14 protein-coding genes, 1 tRNA gene and 1 pseudogene are annotated in these 16,824 nt (G+C 44.8%); 10 read left to right on the top strand and 6 right to left on the bottom strand.

Going from position 1 to position 16,824, the window contains the following annotated elements:
- Nucleotides 1–105: 105 nt before the first annotated feature.
- Nucleotides 106–534, bottom strand: a complete 429-nt coding sequence (gene mscL, locus HMPREF9443_RS00435) for a large conductance mechanosensitive channel protein MscL (RefSeq protein WP_040564500.1) — start codon at nucleotides 532–534, stop codon at nucleotides 106–108.
- 165 nt (nucleotides 535–699) lie between these two features.
- Here mscL and HMPREF9443_RS00430 point away from each other — a divergent pair, with 165 nt between their 5' ends.
- On the top strand, nucleotides 700–1,035 hold the full coding sequence (locus HMPREF9443_RS00430) for a hypothetical protein (RefSeq protein WP_040564488.1): 336 nt from the start codon (nucleotides 700–702) through the stop codon (nucleotides 1,033–1,035).
- An 82-nt stretch (nucleotides 1,036–1,117) separates the two neighbouring features.
- A tRNA-Pro gene (locus HMPREF9443_RS00425) sits at nucleotides 1,118–1,194 on the top strand.
- Nucleotides 1,195–1,363: 169 nt separating this feature from the next.
- On the opposite strand, the pseudogene HMPREF9443_RS10925 reads toward HMPREF9443_RS00425, so the two are convergent.
- Nucleotides 1,364–2,203: pseudogene (locus HMPREF9443_RS10925) on the bottom strand (KilA-N domain-containing protein).
- A gap of 580 nt (nucleotides 2,204–2,783) precedes the next feature.
- On the opposite strand from HMPREF9443_RS10925, the gene HMPREF9443_RS00415 reads away from it, so the two are divergent.
- The gene (locus tag HMPREF9443_RS00415) at nucleotides 2,784–4,391 is read left to right on the top strand and encodes an MBL fold metallo-hydrolase RNA specificity domain-containing protein (protein WP_009144486.1); all 1,608 of its coding nucleotides are present in this window, start codon (nucleotides 2,784–2,786) and stop codon (nucleotides 4,389–4,391) included.
- 90 nt (nucleotides 4,392–4,481) lie between these two features.
- On the opposite strand, the gene fba is transcribed toward HMPREF9443_RS00415, so the two are convergent.
- The 3 genes from fba to HMPREF9443_RS00400 all read right to left on the bottom strand — a co-directional run bounded on the left by fba (nucleotide 4,482) and on the right by HMPREF9443_RS00400 (nucleotide 6,347).
- Nucleotides 4,482–5,411: a class II fructose-1,6-bisphosphate aldolase gene (fba, locus tag HMPREF9443_RS00410; RefSeq protein ID WP_040564486.1), complete on the bottom strand. Its 930-nt coding sequence runs from the start codon at nucleotides 5,409–5,411 to the stop codon at nucleotides 4,482–4,484.
- 85 nt (nucleotides 5,412–5,496) lie between these two features.
- On the bottom strand, nucleotides 5,497–6,150 hold the full coding sequence (locus HMPREF9443_RS00405; RefSeq protein WP_009144484.1) for an RluA family pseudouridine synthase: 654 nt from the start codon (nucleotides 6,148–6,150) through the stop codon (nucleotides 5,497–5,499).
- Nucleotides 6,150–6,347: a DUF896 domain-containing protein gene (locus tag HMPREF9443_RS00400; RefSeq protein ID WP_009144483.1), complete on the bottom strand. Its 198-nt coding sequence runs from the start codon at nucleotides 6,345–6,347 to the stop codon at nucleotides 6,150–6,152. Before HMPREF9443_RS00400 ends, HMPREF9443_RS00405 begins: the two co-directional genes overlap by 1 nt.
- A gap of 199 nt (nucleotides 6,348–6,546) precedes the next feature.
- Here HMPREF9443_RS00400 and HMPREF9443_RS00395 point away from each other — a divergent pair, with 199 nt between their 5' ends.
- From HMPREF9443_RS00395 to HMPREF9443_RS00380, 4 genes are all read left to right on the top strand, one after another.
- On the top strand, nucleotides 6,547–7,497 hold the full coding sequence (locus HMPREF9443_RS00395; RefSeq protein WP_009144482.1) for an ABC transporter substrate-binding protein: 951 nt from the start codon (nucleotides 6,547–6,549) through the stop codon (nucleotides 7,495–7,497).
- On the top strand, nucleotides 7,487–8,509 hold the full coding sequence (locus tag HMPREF9443_RS00390) for a FecCD family ABC transporter permease (RefSeq protein WP_009144481.1): 1,023 nt from the start codon (nucleotides 7,487–7,489) through the stop codon (nucleotides 8,507–8,509). Before HMPREF9443_RS00395 ends, HMPREF9443_RS00390 begins: the two co-directional genes overlap by 11 nt.
- Nucleotides 8,509–9,318: an ABC transporter ATP-binding protein gene (locus tag HMPREF9443_RS00385; RefSeq protein WP_009144480.1), complete on the top strand. Its 810-nt coding sequence runs from the start codon at nucleotides 8,509–8,511 to the stop codon at nucleotides 9,316–9,318. Before HMPREF9443_RS00390 ends, HMPREF9443_RS00385 begins: the two co-directional genes overlap by 1 nt.
- A 556-nt stretch (nucleotides 9,319–9,874) precedes the next feature.
- On the top strand, nucleotides 9,875–10,831 hold the full coding sequence (locus HMPREF9443_RS00380; RefSeq protein WP_009144478.1) for a TIM barrel protein: 957 nt from the start codon (nucleotides 9,875–9,877) through the stop codon (nucleotides 10,829–10,831).
- 98 nt (nucleotides 10,832–10,929) lie between these two features.
- Here HMPREF9443_RS00380 and iadA read toward each other — a convergent pair whose 3' ends face one another.
- Complete coding sequence (gene iadA / locus HMPREF9443_RS00375; protein WP_230197122.1) at nucleotides 10,930–11,964, bottom strand: beta-aspartyl-peptidase; 1,035 nt, start codon at nucleotides 11,962–11,964, stop codon at nucleotides 10,930–10,932.
- Nucleotides 11,965–12,377: 413 nt separating this feature from the next.
- Here iadA and HMPREF9443_RS00370 point away from each other — a divergent pair, with 413 nt between their 5' ends.
- The 3 genes from HMPREF9443_RS00370 to HMPREF9443_RS00360 all read left to right on the top strand — a co-directional run bounded on the left by HMPREF9443_RS00370 (nucleotide 12,378) and on the right by HMPREF9443_RS00360 (nucleotide 16,699).
- Complete coding sequence (locus HMPREF9443_RS00370; protein ID WP_050787072.1) at nucleotides 12,378–15,551, top strand: helicase-related protein; 3,174 nt, start codon at nucleotides 12,378–12,380, stop codon at nucleotides 15,549–15,551.
- On the top strand, nucleotides 15,552–15,854 hold the full coding sequence (locus HMPREF9443_RS00365; RefSeq protein ID WP_009144474.1) for a hypothetical protein: 303 nt from the start codon (nucleotides 15,552–15,554) through the stop codon (nucleotides 15,852–15,854).
- A 299-nt stretch (nucleotides 15,855–16,153) separates the two neighbouring features.
- A complete protein-coding gene (locus HMPREF9443_RS00360; protein WP_009144473.1) occupies nucleotides 16,154–16,699 on the top strand; it encodes an HD domain-containing protein in 546 nt (181 codons plus the stop codon).
- Nucleotides 16,700–16,824: the final 125 nt, after the last annotated feature.

Raw genomic sequence — 16,824 nt, 5'->3', positions numbered from 1 at the left:
TTATACAATATAAGCTCGTTTTTAGCAAATGAAAAAGACTTTATAAAAGTGAAAATGGCTGATATGCAGGAAAAAATCCCGAATATCAGCCGAAAGTGTAAACTGTTATTCCAAATGAGATGTGCAGTGCGGGCAACGGGTTGCGTCATCGGCAATCTCGGATTTGCAGTAAGGGCACAGACGTGGCTCCGGTGCAGGCTCCGGTTCCGGAGTGAGCTTGTTGATCTGACGAATCATCATAAAGATGACAAAAGCGAGAATCAGAAAATCCAGTACGGAATTAATGAAGCTGCCATAGGCAAGTACAGGAGCTCCGGCCTTTTTTGCTGCTTCCAGTGTAGCATATTCCTTGCCGTTGAGGCTGATAAACAGATTGGAAAAATCCATCTTGCCAAGCGCCATACCTAATGGAGGCATAACGACATCATTTACCAGCGAGCTGACGATTTTGCCGAAAGCACCGCCGATGATAACGCCGACGGCCATATCCATAACATTACCTCGCATAGCAAATTTTTTAAAATCTTCTTTCATAGACATATATGAACACCCCTCGTTAAAAGTATTTTTTATAGTATTCTCGTTAAATGCTAAAAATCCTGCTGCTTGACGAAAAAGTGCTTGTGACATATAATAAAAGGGAATAAATTCTGCGTTATGCAGGTTCATTTAGTTAGATATAGAGATGGAGGAAGAATTATGCGTGACGATTTAGTAGTACCTGGCGAAGGCGAGGAAAATTATGTCCTGGCCCGTGATGCCAGAGTTGTGACTGTACCGTTCTCTCCCTTGGAAGAACGTATGCAGAAGGAAAAACCGGAGGTGTTTGCACGTCTGCAAAAGCTGAAGGAAATTATCGGTGAGGAAACCTTCAAGCGCCTGGTAAGCAAGGTGCATAACATCAACTATGCTGATACCCGTATCATGCTTGTTGCTGAAAGCGAACTGCACCGTACCAACATTGAAAGAGAAATTTTACCGGCTATTGCTGAGGCTTTTGAGGTTACCAGCATCCGCGTTGTGACCCAAGGATAAAAGTTTTCAAAAAAAGTGTTGACAAAAGCTTAAAGATGCTTTATAATCATATTCGTTGCTGATGAACAGCAACAACAAATGTCGGGGCGTGGCGCAGTTTGGTAGCGCGCTTGTTTCGGGTACAAGAGGCCGTGAGTTCGAATCTCGCCGCCCCGACCAAATTTAAAACTTAGGAACCGCATGAGAATGCGGTTCTTTTTGTTTTTGCGACTAAATACAGTATTTGAATTACTTTTTCCGTCAGGTGTGAGTAGTTTAAGAGGGGTACAAATTGTACCCCTTTCGGAATTATGCTCAAAATTCTCCTGCCATCAGCGTTCTGATATTTTTATTTTAAGCTCTTTAGTTTTTCTATACTCTTGAGGGAGTTATTCCACAAAGAATTAAGCTGATAAATAGCTATTTTATTCAATTTGGATAATCTTTCAGCAGGCGATATTCCTTCCCTGATATATTCTGCGTTCAAGCTTTCGAGATTGGCTAGAACTATAAGCTGTTCAATTTTAGCTTCATCACGTATATTACCTTTAGATTCAGAGTGCTGATTTCTCCATTGTTTTGCAGTTTGTCCGAACAAAGCAACATTTATCAAATCAGCTTCACTGGCATATTTACAAGCTATCTGCTGTGGAGTAAGATTAGGGATTAAATTCTCTTTTATCGCATCGGTATGAATACGGTAATTTGATTTTGTTATTTCGCGTTTTATATTCCAGTCTAGGGACTTGGCGTGGCTTTCATCAGCTTTTAATCGTTGATAATCTTTAATTATATACAACTTGAATTCCGGAGAAATCCAGGATGCGAATTCGAATGCTATATCGGAATGAGCATAAGTACCGCCGTAGCGTCCAGATTTAGATGTAATACCGATAGCATTAGTAGTGCTTATCCACTTTTGTGGTGTTAGAACAAAGCTGTTTTCGCCAGCTGCATTTTTAAACTGGTCGAATTCGACCAGTTTAAAATCAGGGTTATAAATCTTTTCCCATAATCCTAAAAATTCAATTGTACTTCTCGAACGTAACTAATTTTTAACAACATCTGCCGGAAATTCAGGATTGCGCTTTTTGGCTATATCCGTCAATGAAATATAATATGCTTCGTTTGAACTTGCCACGCGAATTTCTACGCCGTTGGCGTTGATTGTACTCTTTACGTCTTTCATAATAAAAATCCTTTCTAAAAAATTTGCATTGAAACATCAGATCAAAAGCTTTCACGCTTCGGTTTTGTGGTAATCAATAGATTGGTAGGTTAGTACTAAGGTGTTTTGGCGGTAGTGCTTTTGACGGGTAATATTTTATTTTTATATCCCTTTATTAGTGAAAAAATGTTTACATATTATAATTCTATTATAACGCCATATATTACAGTGTGTCAAATGTTTTAGTGAATATATATTTGGTCTTATGAAGAGGAGTCGCTTAGTAATGGAAAAAGAAAAACAAGTTGTAGGTGACAATAGAAATAACGATTTTCAGGGATTCGTCCTTGATGATTCGCCAAAAACAGTTGAAGAACAATTAGAGATTATCAAAAAAATACCTTGAGCGTAGTATGCCTAGAAGTGAGAATGAATAGCGTATTTAAAATATAATGATTGATTAAGCAGATTTTGAGCGAAAACTCAGAGCCTGCTTCTTTTCTTCATCCCACTAATTCCCCCTATAAAAAGGATTTTTCCTTCGTTTTGTAGAATTATAAAATATAACTGAAAATACTACTTGCAGAATGGAGGCTTTGCGATGAAAATAACTTTTTTAGGTGCAACGCGCACCGTTACAGGTTCCTGTTATCTGCTGGAGGTCGGCGCACATAAGTTTTTGGTAGACTGCGGCATGTTCCAGGGCTCCAAGCTGATTAAGGCGCTGAACGAAAAGGAATTTTTGTTTCATCCGGGAGAGATTGAGGCTGTTGTACTGACGCACGCCCATGTTGACCACAGCGGTCTGTTGCCGAAGCTGGTCAAGGAAGGCTTCCGCAGCCCCATCTATTGCACTAAATCGACGGAGGAGCTGTGCTCGATTCTGCTGCCGGACAGTGCGCACATTCAGGAGGGTGAGGCGGAATACGCCAACCGCAAGGGTATGCGTGCCGGCAAAAAGATTGTCGAGCCGTTGTTTACGGTTGATGACGCTTCTCGCGCTTTGCATTTGTTCAAGCTGCGCAGCTTTGGCGAACCGTTTAATATTGTTCCCGGTGTTACCGTAACCTTCCGCGTTGCAGGACACATCCTGGGCTCTGCTTTTGTAGAAATGTCTGTTACTGAAGGCGATAAAAAGACGCGCTTGATTTTTACCGGCGATATCGGTCAGCCGAATCAGCCGATTATTGAGGACCCGGCGGTAGCAGGCGGTGCGGATTTTATTATTACGGAATCTACCTACGGCAACCGCATCCACGAAGCTTACGATAAGGAAGGCGAGCTGGCGAATATTATCAACGATACTGTCGAGCGTGGCGGTAACGTTATCATTCCTGCGTTTGCTGTCGGGCGTACGCAAGTACTGCTGTATTATTTCCAAAAGCTGCAGGCGGAAGGCAAAATTCCGGAGATTCCTATTTATGTAGATAGTCCTATGGCCAACAGAGCTACGCAGATTACTATGACGAATCCAGAGGAATACGATGAGGAAGCGCGGGCGCTTTACGCTATGCAGGGACGCAGGCTGGTGTCTATGCATAATTTGCGCTTTACAGCCACGGTGCAGGAATCCATGGCGATTAACGAAATTCCGGGCAGTAAGATTGTTATTTCGGCCAGCGGTATGGCAGATGCCGGACGTATTCTGCATCACCTTAAGCATAATCTGTGGCGTGAGGACAGCAGCATAGTATTTGCCGGCTATCAGGCGGAGGGCACTATTGGACGCAGGCTGATAGAAGGTATTAAGCGCATTAAGATTATGGGCGAGGATATCAGAGTCAACGCCAAAATTTACAATATGAAGGGCTTTTCCGCCCATGCGGATAAGCAACAGCTTTTAGCCTGGTACAGCAGCATGAAAGAGGTGCCTAAGGCCTTTTTCGTTACGCATGGCGAGCTTGATGCAGCTATGGAGCTGGCAGATTCTTTGGGACGCAATCTGGGAACGGCAACCTACATCCCGCACTTTGGTGACTGCGCCGAAATCCATGGTACCGAGTGGCAGATGCATGAATCCGAAATGGTTCAGGTTGAGCCTGCTGCTATCGACCTGCGTGCTTACATGCGTGGCATGGAACACGATTATCTGCTGCAACGCAGCAAAATCGAGCAGATTGTGGCGCGTAACCCGGATAAGGCTGTTATGGTACGCAAGAAGCTGGAAAAGCTGCATAAGTACATGGATGATATCCTGAAGGATTTGTAAGAAAAAATGATATACGCTTTGCATAAATAAAAAATGCACCATTCCTTAACACTCGGGAATGGTGCATTTTAGTTTTTTAATCGTTATAGCTTACAGTCTGTTGCTGCTGTTGAGTACGTCACGCATTTTGTGAGCTACCATGTCTTGGATAGCCTGACGTGCGGGTTTCAGGTATTGGCGAGGATCGAAGTCGCCGGGGTTTTCTACCAGGTGTTTACGGATGGAAGCGGTCATTGCCAGACGCAGGTCGGTATCGATGTTGATTTTGCAAACACCGAATTTGCCTGCTTGCAGCAGCATGTCTTCAGGTACGCCTTGAGCGCCGTCCAGCTTGCCGCCGTATTTGTTGCATTCTTCAACAAAGGATGGAATAACGGTGGAAGCACCGTGCAGAACCAGCGGATAACCGGGCAGCATGTTGGTGTTTTTTTCCAGACGAGCGAAGTCCAGTTCCGGTTTGCCTTTGAATTTGTAAGCGCCGTGGCTGGTGCCGATAGCGATAGCCAGGCTGTCGCAACCGGTGCGTTCAACAAATTCTACAGCCTGATCGGGATCGGTGTAGGTAGCATCCTTTGTGTTAACCTTAACAGCGTCTTCAACGCCTGCCAGTCGGCCAAGCTCTGCCTCAACTACAACGCCTCTTTCGTGTGCATATTCAACAACACGACGAGTCATTTCGATATTTTCTTCGAAAGGATGCTTGCTGCCATCAATCATAACGGAGGTGAAGCCGCCGTCGATGCAAGCTTTGCAGATGTCAAAATCTTCGCCATGGTCCAGATGCAGGCAGATAGGCAGACCTGTGTCTTCGATTGCTGCTTCAACCAGCTTCATCAGGTAGATGTGGTTGGCGTATTTGCGGGCGCCGGCACTTACCTGCAGAATCAGCGGGGATTTTTCCTGTTGAGCTGCAGCAACGATACCTTGGATGATTTCCATGTTGTTGACGTTGAAGGCACCAACAGCATAGTGGCCTTCGTAAGCTTTTTTGAACATTTCAGTAGATGTAACTAAGGGCATTTGTCTATTCCTCCTTATTCAGGGTAGTCTTACAGCTACTCTGTCTTTACATTAGTATACACTAATTATATCATGGTCTGCTTATTTAGTACAGAAGTTTCAGTAAATCATTTGGTAAAGAACGGGTAATTTCTAAAAACACATCGCTGACCGGATGCTTGAAGGCCAGGCGGTAGGCATGCAGCGCATGGCGCGCCTGGGGACCGGGCGTGCCGTAAAGATTGTCATTGACTAACGGGTGGCCGATAGAAGCAAGGTGGACACGTATCTGGTGCGTGCGTCCGGTGAAAAGACGGACCTTGAGCAGCGTATGATTGCTGTAAGACGCCAAAACCTCATAGGCTGTTTTGGCGTATTTGCCGCGCGTGTAGTCAACGCAGCGTTCAATGATACTGCCTTCCTTGCGGGCGATGGGCGCTTCGATAATACCTTCGCTGGTTTCAAAGCGGCCGCAGGCCAGCGCCAGATATTCCTTTTCAACCTGCTGCTGACTAAGCCAGTGCTGTACAATAGGCTCCTTGGCAAAAATAACGAGGCCGGAGGTGTTGCGGTCCAGACGCGACACGGGATGTATAACGGCATTAATGCCGGTGGCTTCATAATATGCCTTTACATAATCGTAGAGCGTAGTGCCACGCTCGCTGACGGTGGGGTGTACCAGCATGCCTGCAGGCTTATCGATAATCAGCAGAAAATCGTCCTCGTAGGCCAGCATGGATGGCGACAGGATAGCAGCCATCAGTGCAGCTGTTTTTTATCCGGCTGCTCGTCGACTACCTCGATGTTATCGAGCTGAGCCTTCAGCTGGCTGCGGATGTTGGCCAGATATTCCTTGTACAGCTCCTTTTGTTCTGCCAACTCCTCCGGGGTAAGACCGGAAGTTTTCTTCTTTTTGGCTAATGCATTTATGCGGTTAATCATTGCATTGATTTCCATAATATTTTTACTCCTTTGTTATAACAAGCTTATTCATTTAATTATACTATTATGTGCGCTTCTTAGCAACTTTCATTGACTACACTTCTGATTTGTGCTATTATGAGGGCGATATTATTAAGCTTTTTTTATCAGAGAGTTATATATATTGCCAAAGCTTGGGGCTTGGGCAATGTAAGTTGAGTATGAGGTGATTAACATGTTCTTGAAAAAAATTGCTTGTGGTCTATTATGTGCGGCTATGCTGCTTGCTGCCGGTTGTGGCGGCGTAGGAACGCAGACAGGCGGTGATAAGGCTTATCTGCAGCTTACCGATGCTGTAGGCAGACAGGTTTCGCTTGCCAAAAAGCCTGAAAGGGTGGTAAGCCTAAGTCCTTCATATTTGAGTATGATTGAGGCCGTCGGCGGTACTGTAGTCGGTCGCGCCAGCTCTAAGGTAGGCAAGATTCCCGAATCTATGAAGTCTGTGCCGGAGGTAGGCATGGTCTACAATATTAATATGGAAGCACTTGTCGGCCTGAAGCCTGATCTGGTTCTGGCCAGCAAAAATCAGCATGATAAATTTATTCCGATGCTGCAATCCAATAAAATCAACGTAGTGGAGTTTGATACCCAAACCTTTGAGGATGTAAAGGGTACCATCAAAACCTTGGGCGATATTTATGGTACGCAGGATAAGGCCCAAAAGGAAAATGAGCTGTTGGATAAGCAGGTTGCCGCCGTTACCGGTAAGCTTCCTAAGGAAAAGAAACGCATCGTTATTATGCATGCAACAGCCAGCGCCGTTACGGTAGAAGGCTCGCACAGCATTGCCGGCTGTGTAAGCGATATCCTGGGCTTTGAAAACGTTGCTGCTGCAGCGCTCAAGGGAAAATCCAACAAAACTCCTTACAGCATGGAAACACTGGTAGAGCAGAATCCGGAAATTATCTTTATTACCTCTATGGGCAAGCCTGAGGAAATTGAAAATCGTCTGCGCACCGACTTTAAAAATAACCCCGCCTGGAACAGTCTGTCGGCTGTAAAAGCAGGCAGAGTATATGTGCTGCCGGAAAAACTGTTCTTGATTAACCCCGGCCTGCGCTATCCTGAGGCTGTAAAGTTTATGGCACAGCAGGTTTATCCGGAGGTCTTTACTAATGGAAAATAAGCAGTCTGCAGAGCAGACGGAGCATTTTGGTATCGGCCGTACTAAATGGCGTATTACTATTCTTGTGATATTTTTGTTCTTGGCACTATTGGGCAGCTTTTTGAGCTTAACAAAAGGCTCCAGCATTATCAGCATCAAGGAGATTACCGATATTCTGCTTAATCCCGGTAATGATCCTCGCAGTCAGATTATCTGGAACATCCGTATGCCGCGTACCATCGTCGGTGCCTTGGTCGGCATTAACCTGTCACTTTCCGGTGCGATTCTGCAGGCGATTATGCGTAATCCGCTGGCAGACCCGCATATCATCGGCATCAGCTCCGGCGCCGGCCTGGCAGGCGTTGTGATTATGATTTTGTTCCCGGCGATGGAATATCTGATTACGCCTGTTGCCTTCATCGGTGCGATGCTGGCTGCTGTCTGCATTTATATTCTGGCGTGGAAAAACGGCATTAAGCCGGTGCGTATTATTTTGGCCGGTGTTGCGGTATCTGCCTTTTTGGGTGCAGGTATCAGCGGCCTGATGATTTTTTACAGTGACAGAGTGCATGGTGCTTTAATGTGGATGGTAGGCGGTCTTGCCGCACGCAGCTGGCCGCATGTAAATATTATTCTGCCATATGCTGTTATCGGCCTGATTCTGGCGCTTGCCAGTGCCGCTTATCTGAACATCCTGCAGCTGGGCGATGAGATGGCGCGCGGTCTTGGTGTCAATGTTGAGGTAACGCGCATTATCCTTACGGCTATTGCAGCTTTGCTCGCAGCCAGCGCTGTCAGCGTTGTCGGCCTGCTGGGCTTTGTCGGCCTTGTGGTGCCGCATGCGGCGCGACTGCTGATAGGCAGCGACTACCGCTTTCTGCTGCCTGCTTCCGCACTTTTGGGCATTGCCATTGTTACGCTCAGTGATACCTTTGCGCGTGTAATTTTTGCGCCGATTGAACTGCCTGTTGGTATTATTATGGCCTTTTTGGGCGCGCCCTTCTTCTTATTCCTGTTAAGGAGGGAAATCTGATGACACAAAATAATGCAGCGCCCTTTAAAGCTGTTTTAGAGGCAACGCATATTGATATAGCAATTAACAAAAAAACAATCATCCATGATTTATCGCTGGCGATTCCCGAGGGTAAGATTACCGCTATCATTGGCCCCAACGGCTGTGGCAAGAGTACAACGCTGAAGGCGATTGCACGCATCTTGCCGTGCGCTAAAGGCAGCATCAGCTTCCTGGGCAAGGATATCCATAGGCTGTCGCACCGCGAGTTTGCCCGCTGTCTGGCAATTTTGACGCAGTCACCGGTTGCGCCTACCGATTTGACGGTGCAGGATTTGGTTGAGATGGGACGATTTCCGCATCGCAGCTTTTTAGGGCGCGGTGATAAAGACGATGCTCAGCACGTTGCCTGGGCCTTGGAGCAGACCAATATGACGTCGATGAGCCACCGTCTTCTGCATACGCTGAGCGGCGGCGAGCGTCAGCGCGCCTGGATAGCAATGGCGCTGGCGCAAAGACCGCAGGTACTGCTGCTTGACGAGCCTACGACCTATCTTGATATCTGTCACCAGCTGGAGGTTATGCAGCTGCTTGATAAGCTCAACAAGGAGCTGGGGCTGACGGTGGTTATGGTTATCCATGATTTGAACCATGCCATTCAGTACGCTGATTATGTTGCCGTTATCAAGGCAGGACGCCTGGTAGTCAGCGGTGAGCCTAAAGAAATTGTTACGTCCAAGCTGCTGGCGGACGTGTTCCGCGTGCAGGCGGATGAGTTTGCGTGCAGTAATGGGCTGCCCGCCCTCGTTCCTATTACAGTCTGTCGCTAAAGCCTTGTCTGCGTCATGGCGCATATTCAACAACAAACTCCCGAAAGCATCGTGCTTGCGGGAGTTTATTATTTCTGCAGTACAGATGTGGAAAAAATTTCATAATTCTATTGCCAAAAAAGCTGATTAATGATATACTAATTGTGCTATAAATAGTAGATATTACTATTACACAGCTTTCGTCAGATAAAGAAAGCAAGACAATAAAAACTTAATATGCTTTGAGCAGAAGGAAAACCAGTGTGAATCTGGTACTGTACCGCAACTGTAATGTGAGCCTGGCAGCGCATATCCTCACAAGATGCTGTCCCGGTGATGAGCTTAGTCAGAGTGCCTATGCCCAAAAGTTTTTTCCGCAAGCTTGCGATGTACAGGTGAAAGGAAGGATGGTAAAACCATCTTTAGTATTCCGGTAGTGCTGCTTGCGTGAGCTAAATTAAGACTGCAGCGTGACCGCCGCAGTTTTTTTATGAAACAAGAATTCCAAGCTATTTGCCGGTAGCACAGTTAGAGCAAACGCTAAGAGCGTGCAGTATGTAGCAAAGAAGGGTGAGAAATGACGAAGCATCTTATTAACTATTGTCCGATTGATTGGTATGAAGATGAATTGAAGCGTAAGGGGATGACCTTAGCCGGTTTAGTGCAGCAGCTGGGTGTTGACGGTATTGAACAGTTTATTTACAGAGAGCCGGGAGCTTTCCCTGATTACAAGGAGCTGACGATTGGCGCACATTTGAATTATTGGCCGTATTGGATGGATTTCTGGCTGCGAAAGGCTAAACGCTTGCAGCAGCAGTTTCGCAGTATCCACGAACGCCAGACATATTTTAAGACAGCTATGAGCTGTGATGAATGGCTGGCTGTAATCCGCCGTAATATCTGCGCTGCCATTTCGCAGAAGCCGGAATATCTGGTGTGGCATGTGGCGGAGGCCGATACCGAAACAATCTTTACCTTTGATTTCCGTTACGATGACCGCGAGGTGTTGGCTGCTTCGGCAGATGTTTTTAATGCTGTGGCAGATGAGATTCCTGCCAACGTTACGGTGCTGTTTGAAAATTTGTGGTGGCCAGGTCTGCGCCTGACGGATGCGCGCAAGGTGAAGTTTTTCTTTGAGCGCATTGAGCGCAAAAACGTCGGTATTATGCTGGATACCGGTCACCTGATGAATACCAATCCGCGTCTGCGCACGGAGGAGGAGGCAGCGGATTTTGTCTGCCGCACGGTGGACAAGCTCGGTCCTTATGCTGAGCTGATTAAGGGCGTGCATCTTTCAAGCTCGCTTTCCGGCAAGTATTTGCGCAGCTTTGAACGCAAGGTGCCGGCTGATTTGAATGCGGAAGCTATTTGGCGTCATATTGCGGCGATTGACCTGCATAAGCCTTTTACTACAACGGCAGCCAAGCAGATTCTGCAGTGCGTTCAGCCGCAGTATGTCAATCATGAGCTGGCATATGAAACTATCGAGGAAATGATTCCGCTGATGCAGCAGCAGCTTTCTGTTGCCAGATAAGCAGCGGCCTGAGTGCGTCAAGCTATAACGAAAATATCATAAAAAAATTAATCCCCTACATAAGCAAAGGCTTGTGCAGGGGATTTTCGTTACAATGTTTATTTTTCAAAGGTGCCTTTGACAAGCGCTTCGCCTGCTGCCACCATGATTTGGCCTTTGGCGATTACGGTATCTACGTCATAGCTGTCGCTGTAAATAATCAGATCGGCATCACTGTCGGCTTGCAGGCAGCCCTTTTGAGGATACAGACCGTTGGCCTGCGCCGGATTGCTGCTGACAACCTTTGCCACAACCTCTGTGGGAACACCTGCAAGCAGAGCATCCTTAACTTCCTCTTGGAAGGAATCCGGCGAAACGGCAAGCTGCTTTTGGCTGCCGTCGGGAAGTGTAACGCTCATGCAGCCGTTGGCATCCGAGCTCATGGTGACTTTGTCCATCGGCACGCCTTCTTCGTAAAGAATTTTGATGGCGTCACTGGGCTTGACGCAGGCGGGGAAGCCGTCCTGCTCCCTGATGCCGGAGGTGATATCTACATAACCGCCTAAGCGGGCAAACTCCTTGGCCTGCTCAAAAAGATGGAAGGCACGGTTGACGTGGGTGGGGATAAAATGACGGGCGGGGATTTCCGTTTCGCGTACAATAGCCAGCAGGACATCTATGCCACGCTTGCCTACGCCCATGTGGAACTGCACAACGCCGGCCTTGCCGGAAAGCATACCGCCCAGGCGAGCCTGTGTAAGCACCTTTTCCAGCTCTTCGCGTGTAGGCTGCGAGCTTCTGTGGTCGGATAAGGCAACCTCGCCGATGCCAAGGCATTCGTTAATCAGGATGATGTCGCGGCGCACATCACCGGTCATGTTATGCAGGGGGATTTCGTAGGAGCCGGTGAGCATGTACGCGGTGATGCCTTCGTGCGTCAGGCCTCTGGCCTTCGCCAGCAGGCTTTCGTTGTGTCGGGAGGTGCCGTCTGTACCCAAAACGCCTACTACGGTAGTAATGCCAACCTTGGTCAGCTCGCTGAGGTTGATTTCCGGTGTACGGCTGTAGGGGCCGGATTCGCCGCCGCCGCCGATGATGTGTACGTGCTGGTCAACGTAACCGGGGACTACCTTGCGCTTTTGGGCATCAAGAATTTGGCAGTCTAAGCCTTGCGGTGCTGCAAGCTGTTGGCCTATTTGGCGATTTTGTCATTGATGATCAGGATGTCGACAATTCCGAGGGGTTGCGGAGCGTAGACATCCGCGTTTTTAATGAGTAAGCATTTCATGTGAGGATTCTCCTTTTCTGAAAAATTATTTATGCTTTAATTGTACACTGAATTAATAAAAATAACACATGAAGCAAGAAAGTTTTCGGGTTTTAATGGTATAATATAGACAATAAAAATGAATTATCGTGTTATGATGGTGTGGAGAGATTGGAAGAGGGATGAAGTGAAAATGAAATAGTTTTGCTTTTATGGTATGATTGAAGAGAATAAAAATAAGTAGTTACCCAAAGAGGTATTTTGTAAATTGTTATTTTAGATAATATGGGAGGAAATGTCATGGTTCATACAGATTTGAAGTTCTTTACGAATGAGCCGGAAAGAGATTTATATAGTCGTTTTGTGACCATTTTGAAAAGCAATACACAATTCTTTGATGTTTTGGTTGGTTATTTCAGAGCCAGCGGCTTTTTTAAAATGTACGAAGCTTTGGATCAGGTAGAAAAAATCAGAATATTAGTTGGCTTGAATGTTGATAGATATACGGTTAAAATCATCGACCGTGCAAAGGATGAATCCCAATATGCTTCTATTTCGACTGCTGAGGGCAAAAATATTATTGCAGACGAAATAGAAAAAGAGTTTGAGTCAGCAGCAAGCTCTGCGCAGGTGGAAAAAGGCGTTCGTGTTTTTATGGATTGGCTGAAATCCGGAAAACTTGAAATGCGTATGTATACCGAAGCACCAATTCATGCAAAGGTTTATATTATGCGCAAGGATCAAGAGAAGGTTCCAGACACATTTGGAAGCGTAATTACCGGTTCCAGCAATTTTTCTGAAGCAGGTTTGGTAAATAACCTTGAATTTAATGTGGAATTGAAAGATTACGCAGATGTCAAATTTGCATTGGATAAATTTGAGGAGCTGTGGGTGAAAGGAACGGATATTTGTGAGACATATATCGAAGCCGTAGAACAGCACACTTGGATGAGAAACGATATTACTCCGTATCAGCTATATCTAAAAACATTGTATGAATTTTTCAAAGAAGAAATCAACGCAGATAAGGAAAATTTCGAAACGTTACTTCCGGAAGGGTATATGCGCTTACAGTATCAAATGGATGCAGTAACACAGGCAAGGCAGAAGCTGGATGCGTATAATGGCGTATTTATTTCGGATGTTGTCGGCCTTGGTAAAACCTATATCTGCGCTATGCTCGCCAATAGTTTTAATCGCAACACTTATAAACTAATTGTTTGCCCGCCGGTTTTGGTGGACTACTGGAGAAGTGTTTTGCAAGAATTCGATGTTGCTCGCTGTGATGTGGAATCGTTGGGTAAACTGGATAAAATCATCGCAAAAGGCACAGAAAAGTATTCTTATGTGTTTGTGGACGAAGCACATCGTTTTCGCAATAGCAGTACAGAGGCTTTTACTGAATTACACCAAATATGTCGTGGTAAGAAAGTCATTTTGATTTCGGCAACTCCCATTAACAATTATACCAGCGATGTGGAAAATCAGATTTATTTATTTCAGGCAAAGCAAAGCGGTACAATCAACGGAATCAAAAATATCGAAGGCTTTTTCCGTGGTTTAAATGCGAAGCTTGCCAAAAAGCCGAAAGGCTCGGCGGCATATATGGAACAGCTTCGGGAAAATTCTGAGATAATCCGTGACAAACTGATTCGTGAGGTTATGATTCGCCGTACCAGAAGTGAAATTCAACATTATTATGCGGATGATCTTGCGAAGCAGGGATTGACTTTTCCGAAGGTTGGAAGCCCGGAGAAAATCATCTACTCTTTTGATGAGGAAACGGATGATGCTTTTTCTCAGACGATCAATATTATCAAGGATTTCAAATATGCTCGTTATACACCTTTGCTGTATCTGAAAGACAAAAAGAAGTATGCAACGATGCTTGCTGCTCAGCGCAATATGGGCGGCTTTATGAAGGGAATCCTTGTAAAACGCTTGGAGAGTAGTTTTTATGCTTTTCGTAAGACCTTGGATCGTTTTATTGAATCCTATGAGAAATTCATTGAAATGTCCAAGAACGGAAAGATTTATATCAGTAAGAAAGTGAATGTATATGATCTGCTGGACGATGGAAATACGCAGAAACTGATGTATTTGATTGAACAGCAGGACGTTATGGAATTTGAAGCGAAGGAGTTTTCTTCTCAGTTCTTCCGTGATTTGCAGGCAGATCTGGCGCAGTTGAAATCCATGCAGTTCATTTGGTCGTTGATTGAAACAGATCCGAAGTTGGATGAATTCAAGAGCAATCTTACAACGAATCCCAAGATGAAAGGAAAAAAGGCGATTGTTTTTACCGAATCTACAGAAACAGCACAGTATCTGTATGAGGAATTGAAAGAAATCTACGGAGAAAGAATTATCTATTTCAGCGGTCAGAGCAGTGCTGCTTTGAAAGTTGAAATCGAAGATAGTTTTAATCCAAAATTCAAAGATAAAAACAACAATAAATATGACCTTCTTATCACAACAGATGTGTTGGCAGAAGGTATCAACCTGCATCGTGCGAATGTTCTTGTGAATTATGATCTTCCCTGGAATCCAACCCGCATTATGCAGCGTGTAGGTCGTATCAACCGTGTAGGTACAGAATATGACCGTATCTATGTATTTAATTTCTTCCCAACGGCACAGAGTAAGAAACAGATGCCTTTGGAAGAACGTATTTTGGAAAAATTACAGGCTTTCCATGATACTCTGGGCGAGGATTTTAAGTATTTGTCTGATGAGGAAGAAGTATCTTCAAAGAAGTTGTTTTCAGATTTGACATCCGATTTGGACAGTGAAGAAGAAAGTACGAACCCTGAATTAGCTTATTTGGCTATTATTCGTCAGATTCGTGACAATGATCCGAAATTATTTTCTTTGATTAAGCGTTTGCCGAAAAAAGCAAAGGCCGGTAAGAATTCTGAAAAAGTAATAGGAGATTCTACCGTTACCTTTATCCGGCAGGGCGCATTAAAGACATTTTTCCTCAGTGATGAGGTCGAAACAAAACAGATGTCTTTTATGCAGGCGATTGATTTGATTAAAGCAGAACCTGATGATGAAAAAGTCAGCGTTTCAAGCAGATTTTATGAACAGTTTGATAGTAACAGTGATGCCTTTGATCAGATGCTTGTTGCAGAGGAAGAAGTATCCATGGAAAAAGTAATGGTTGCAGGCAACGATGCAAAAATTATCCGGTTGCTGAAAGCCATGAAAACGGAGCCACGCCTTACCGATGACCAGGAGCAGATGATTGACAAACTTATTATGCTCTGGGAAAACGGTGAGATTCCGGCCAAGGTTTCTAAGGATGTCATGAAAAAGAGCAAAGTTGTTGGAGATGTTCTGGAGCTTTACTATGAAGTCATGAAATTAGTACCTCCAACTTACTTCGAGGAACGCAAGAGCCAGAAAACACAGGTAGATGGGGAAAAACAGATTGTTCTTTCCTGCTATCTGAAAACGGGAGGTACACGATAAATGAATGCCGTTGTTAAAAAAATAGAAATGATACTGAAAAGCTCGTATGATACAAAGAACTATGTTGACTTGATTCGAGAAATTTTCCCTAAGGTCAGCATGGTATCTCCAGATAAGTTTAGAAAGGAATTCACGAATTTTTCGTCTCATATTGAAGGTTCCGTTCATGTGGGTAATTATAAAACACCAGATAAAAAGAATATCATCGTTATGGCGGTACAGCTGAAGAACGTAGGATATGTTGAAAATTCCAGAAGCACGCAGCGAAGCTATGCCAAAAAATTGATTGAAAACGCAAATTGACAGCAAATGCCCAAACCAAAGGCGATCAACCGTAAAAAGTTGGTCGCTTTTGTTGGAATTGGTCCAACGTTATGGGACGTGTTTTAACATGAGTGCGAAATGACTGTTTTACAGTTGTGGCTCAACTTGTTACAATTGCGTGTTAGGCTGGTCGAGATTTTTTGGGGAGCCGTGGTTTGTGTTTTTAATGTTTGGAGATATATGTTCCCAATATTTTGTCATTGAATATTTAAAATTTTGTATTTGTTTAGATAGCAAAGATTTTAATTATGCATTCTTTATAAAATTTTTAATTGTTAATGGTTATAACGATTTCCTTCGCTGCCGAGGTATATGCTGACAAAAAGATACTCGATACGGAAACGCCGTTTATTTTGCAAGCGATGGGAACAGCAAGCCTGCTCGGAGATTTGGGCGCTTCGCTATCTCTTGTAATCAGCGGACTGCTTGCGCCCGCCGTTACGGATAAGCTGCTGAACTTAAAGGACATAAAGGAACGCTTCGGTCTGAGGGTAGCGCAGCTGCTTTCTGCTTATACAGAGGACAAAACGGTTCCTTGGTTTTTACGCAAGCTGGAATACCTCAATGATATCTTTAAAATTGATGATAAAGAAATTCAGCTTCTGGCTCTGGCCTTAGCTGTAAGTGAGCTACGTTCTGTTTACCGTGTGTATAAAGATGACGAAGCGGCAATATATGCTCTTGATGCTCCTTGTGAAGCGGTTGGCATGTATTATAAGGAAATGGTTCAGAGAATGGCTGTATTTGCTGCCGATAAAACTACAGAGCATGCCTTTAGAGAGCTGTCAGACTTATATTCAAAAGTTTTTATGCTGCAAAGCTAAAAAAAATTTTCCCCTCGCCCTACCCGAAATTATGCATTCGGGTGGGGCGCTTTGCTTATTTTCACGCTACAATATAATCAGAAAACAACAGCCGGGGGTACTGTCAATAGTTTTGCGCAAATTTC

It is taken from the genome of Phascolarctobacterium succinatutens YIT 12067, from assembly GCF_000188175.1.
GTDB lineage: Bacteria > Bacillota > Negativicutes > Acidaminococcales > Acidaminococcaceae > Phascolarctobacterium_A > Phascolarctobacterium_A succinatutens.
This window is presented reverse-complemented; position numbering and strand designations above follow the sequence as displayed.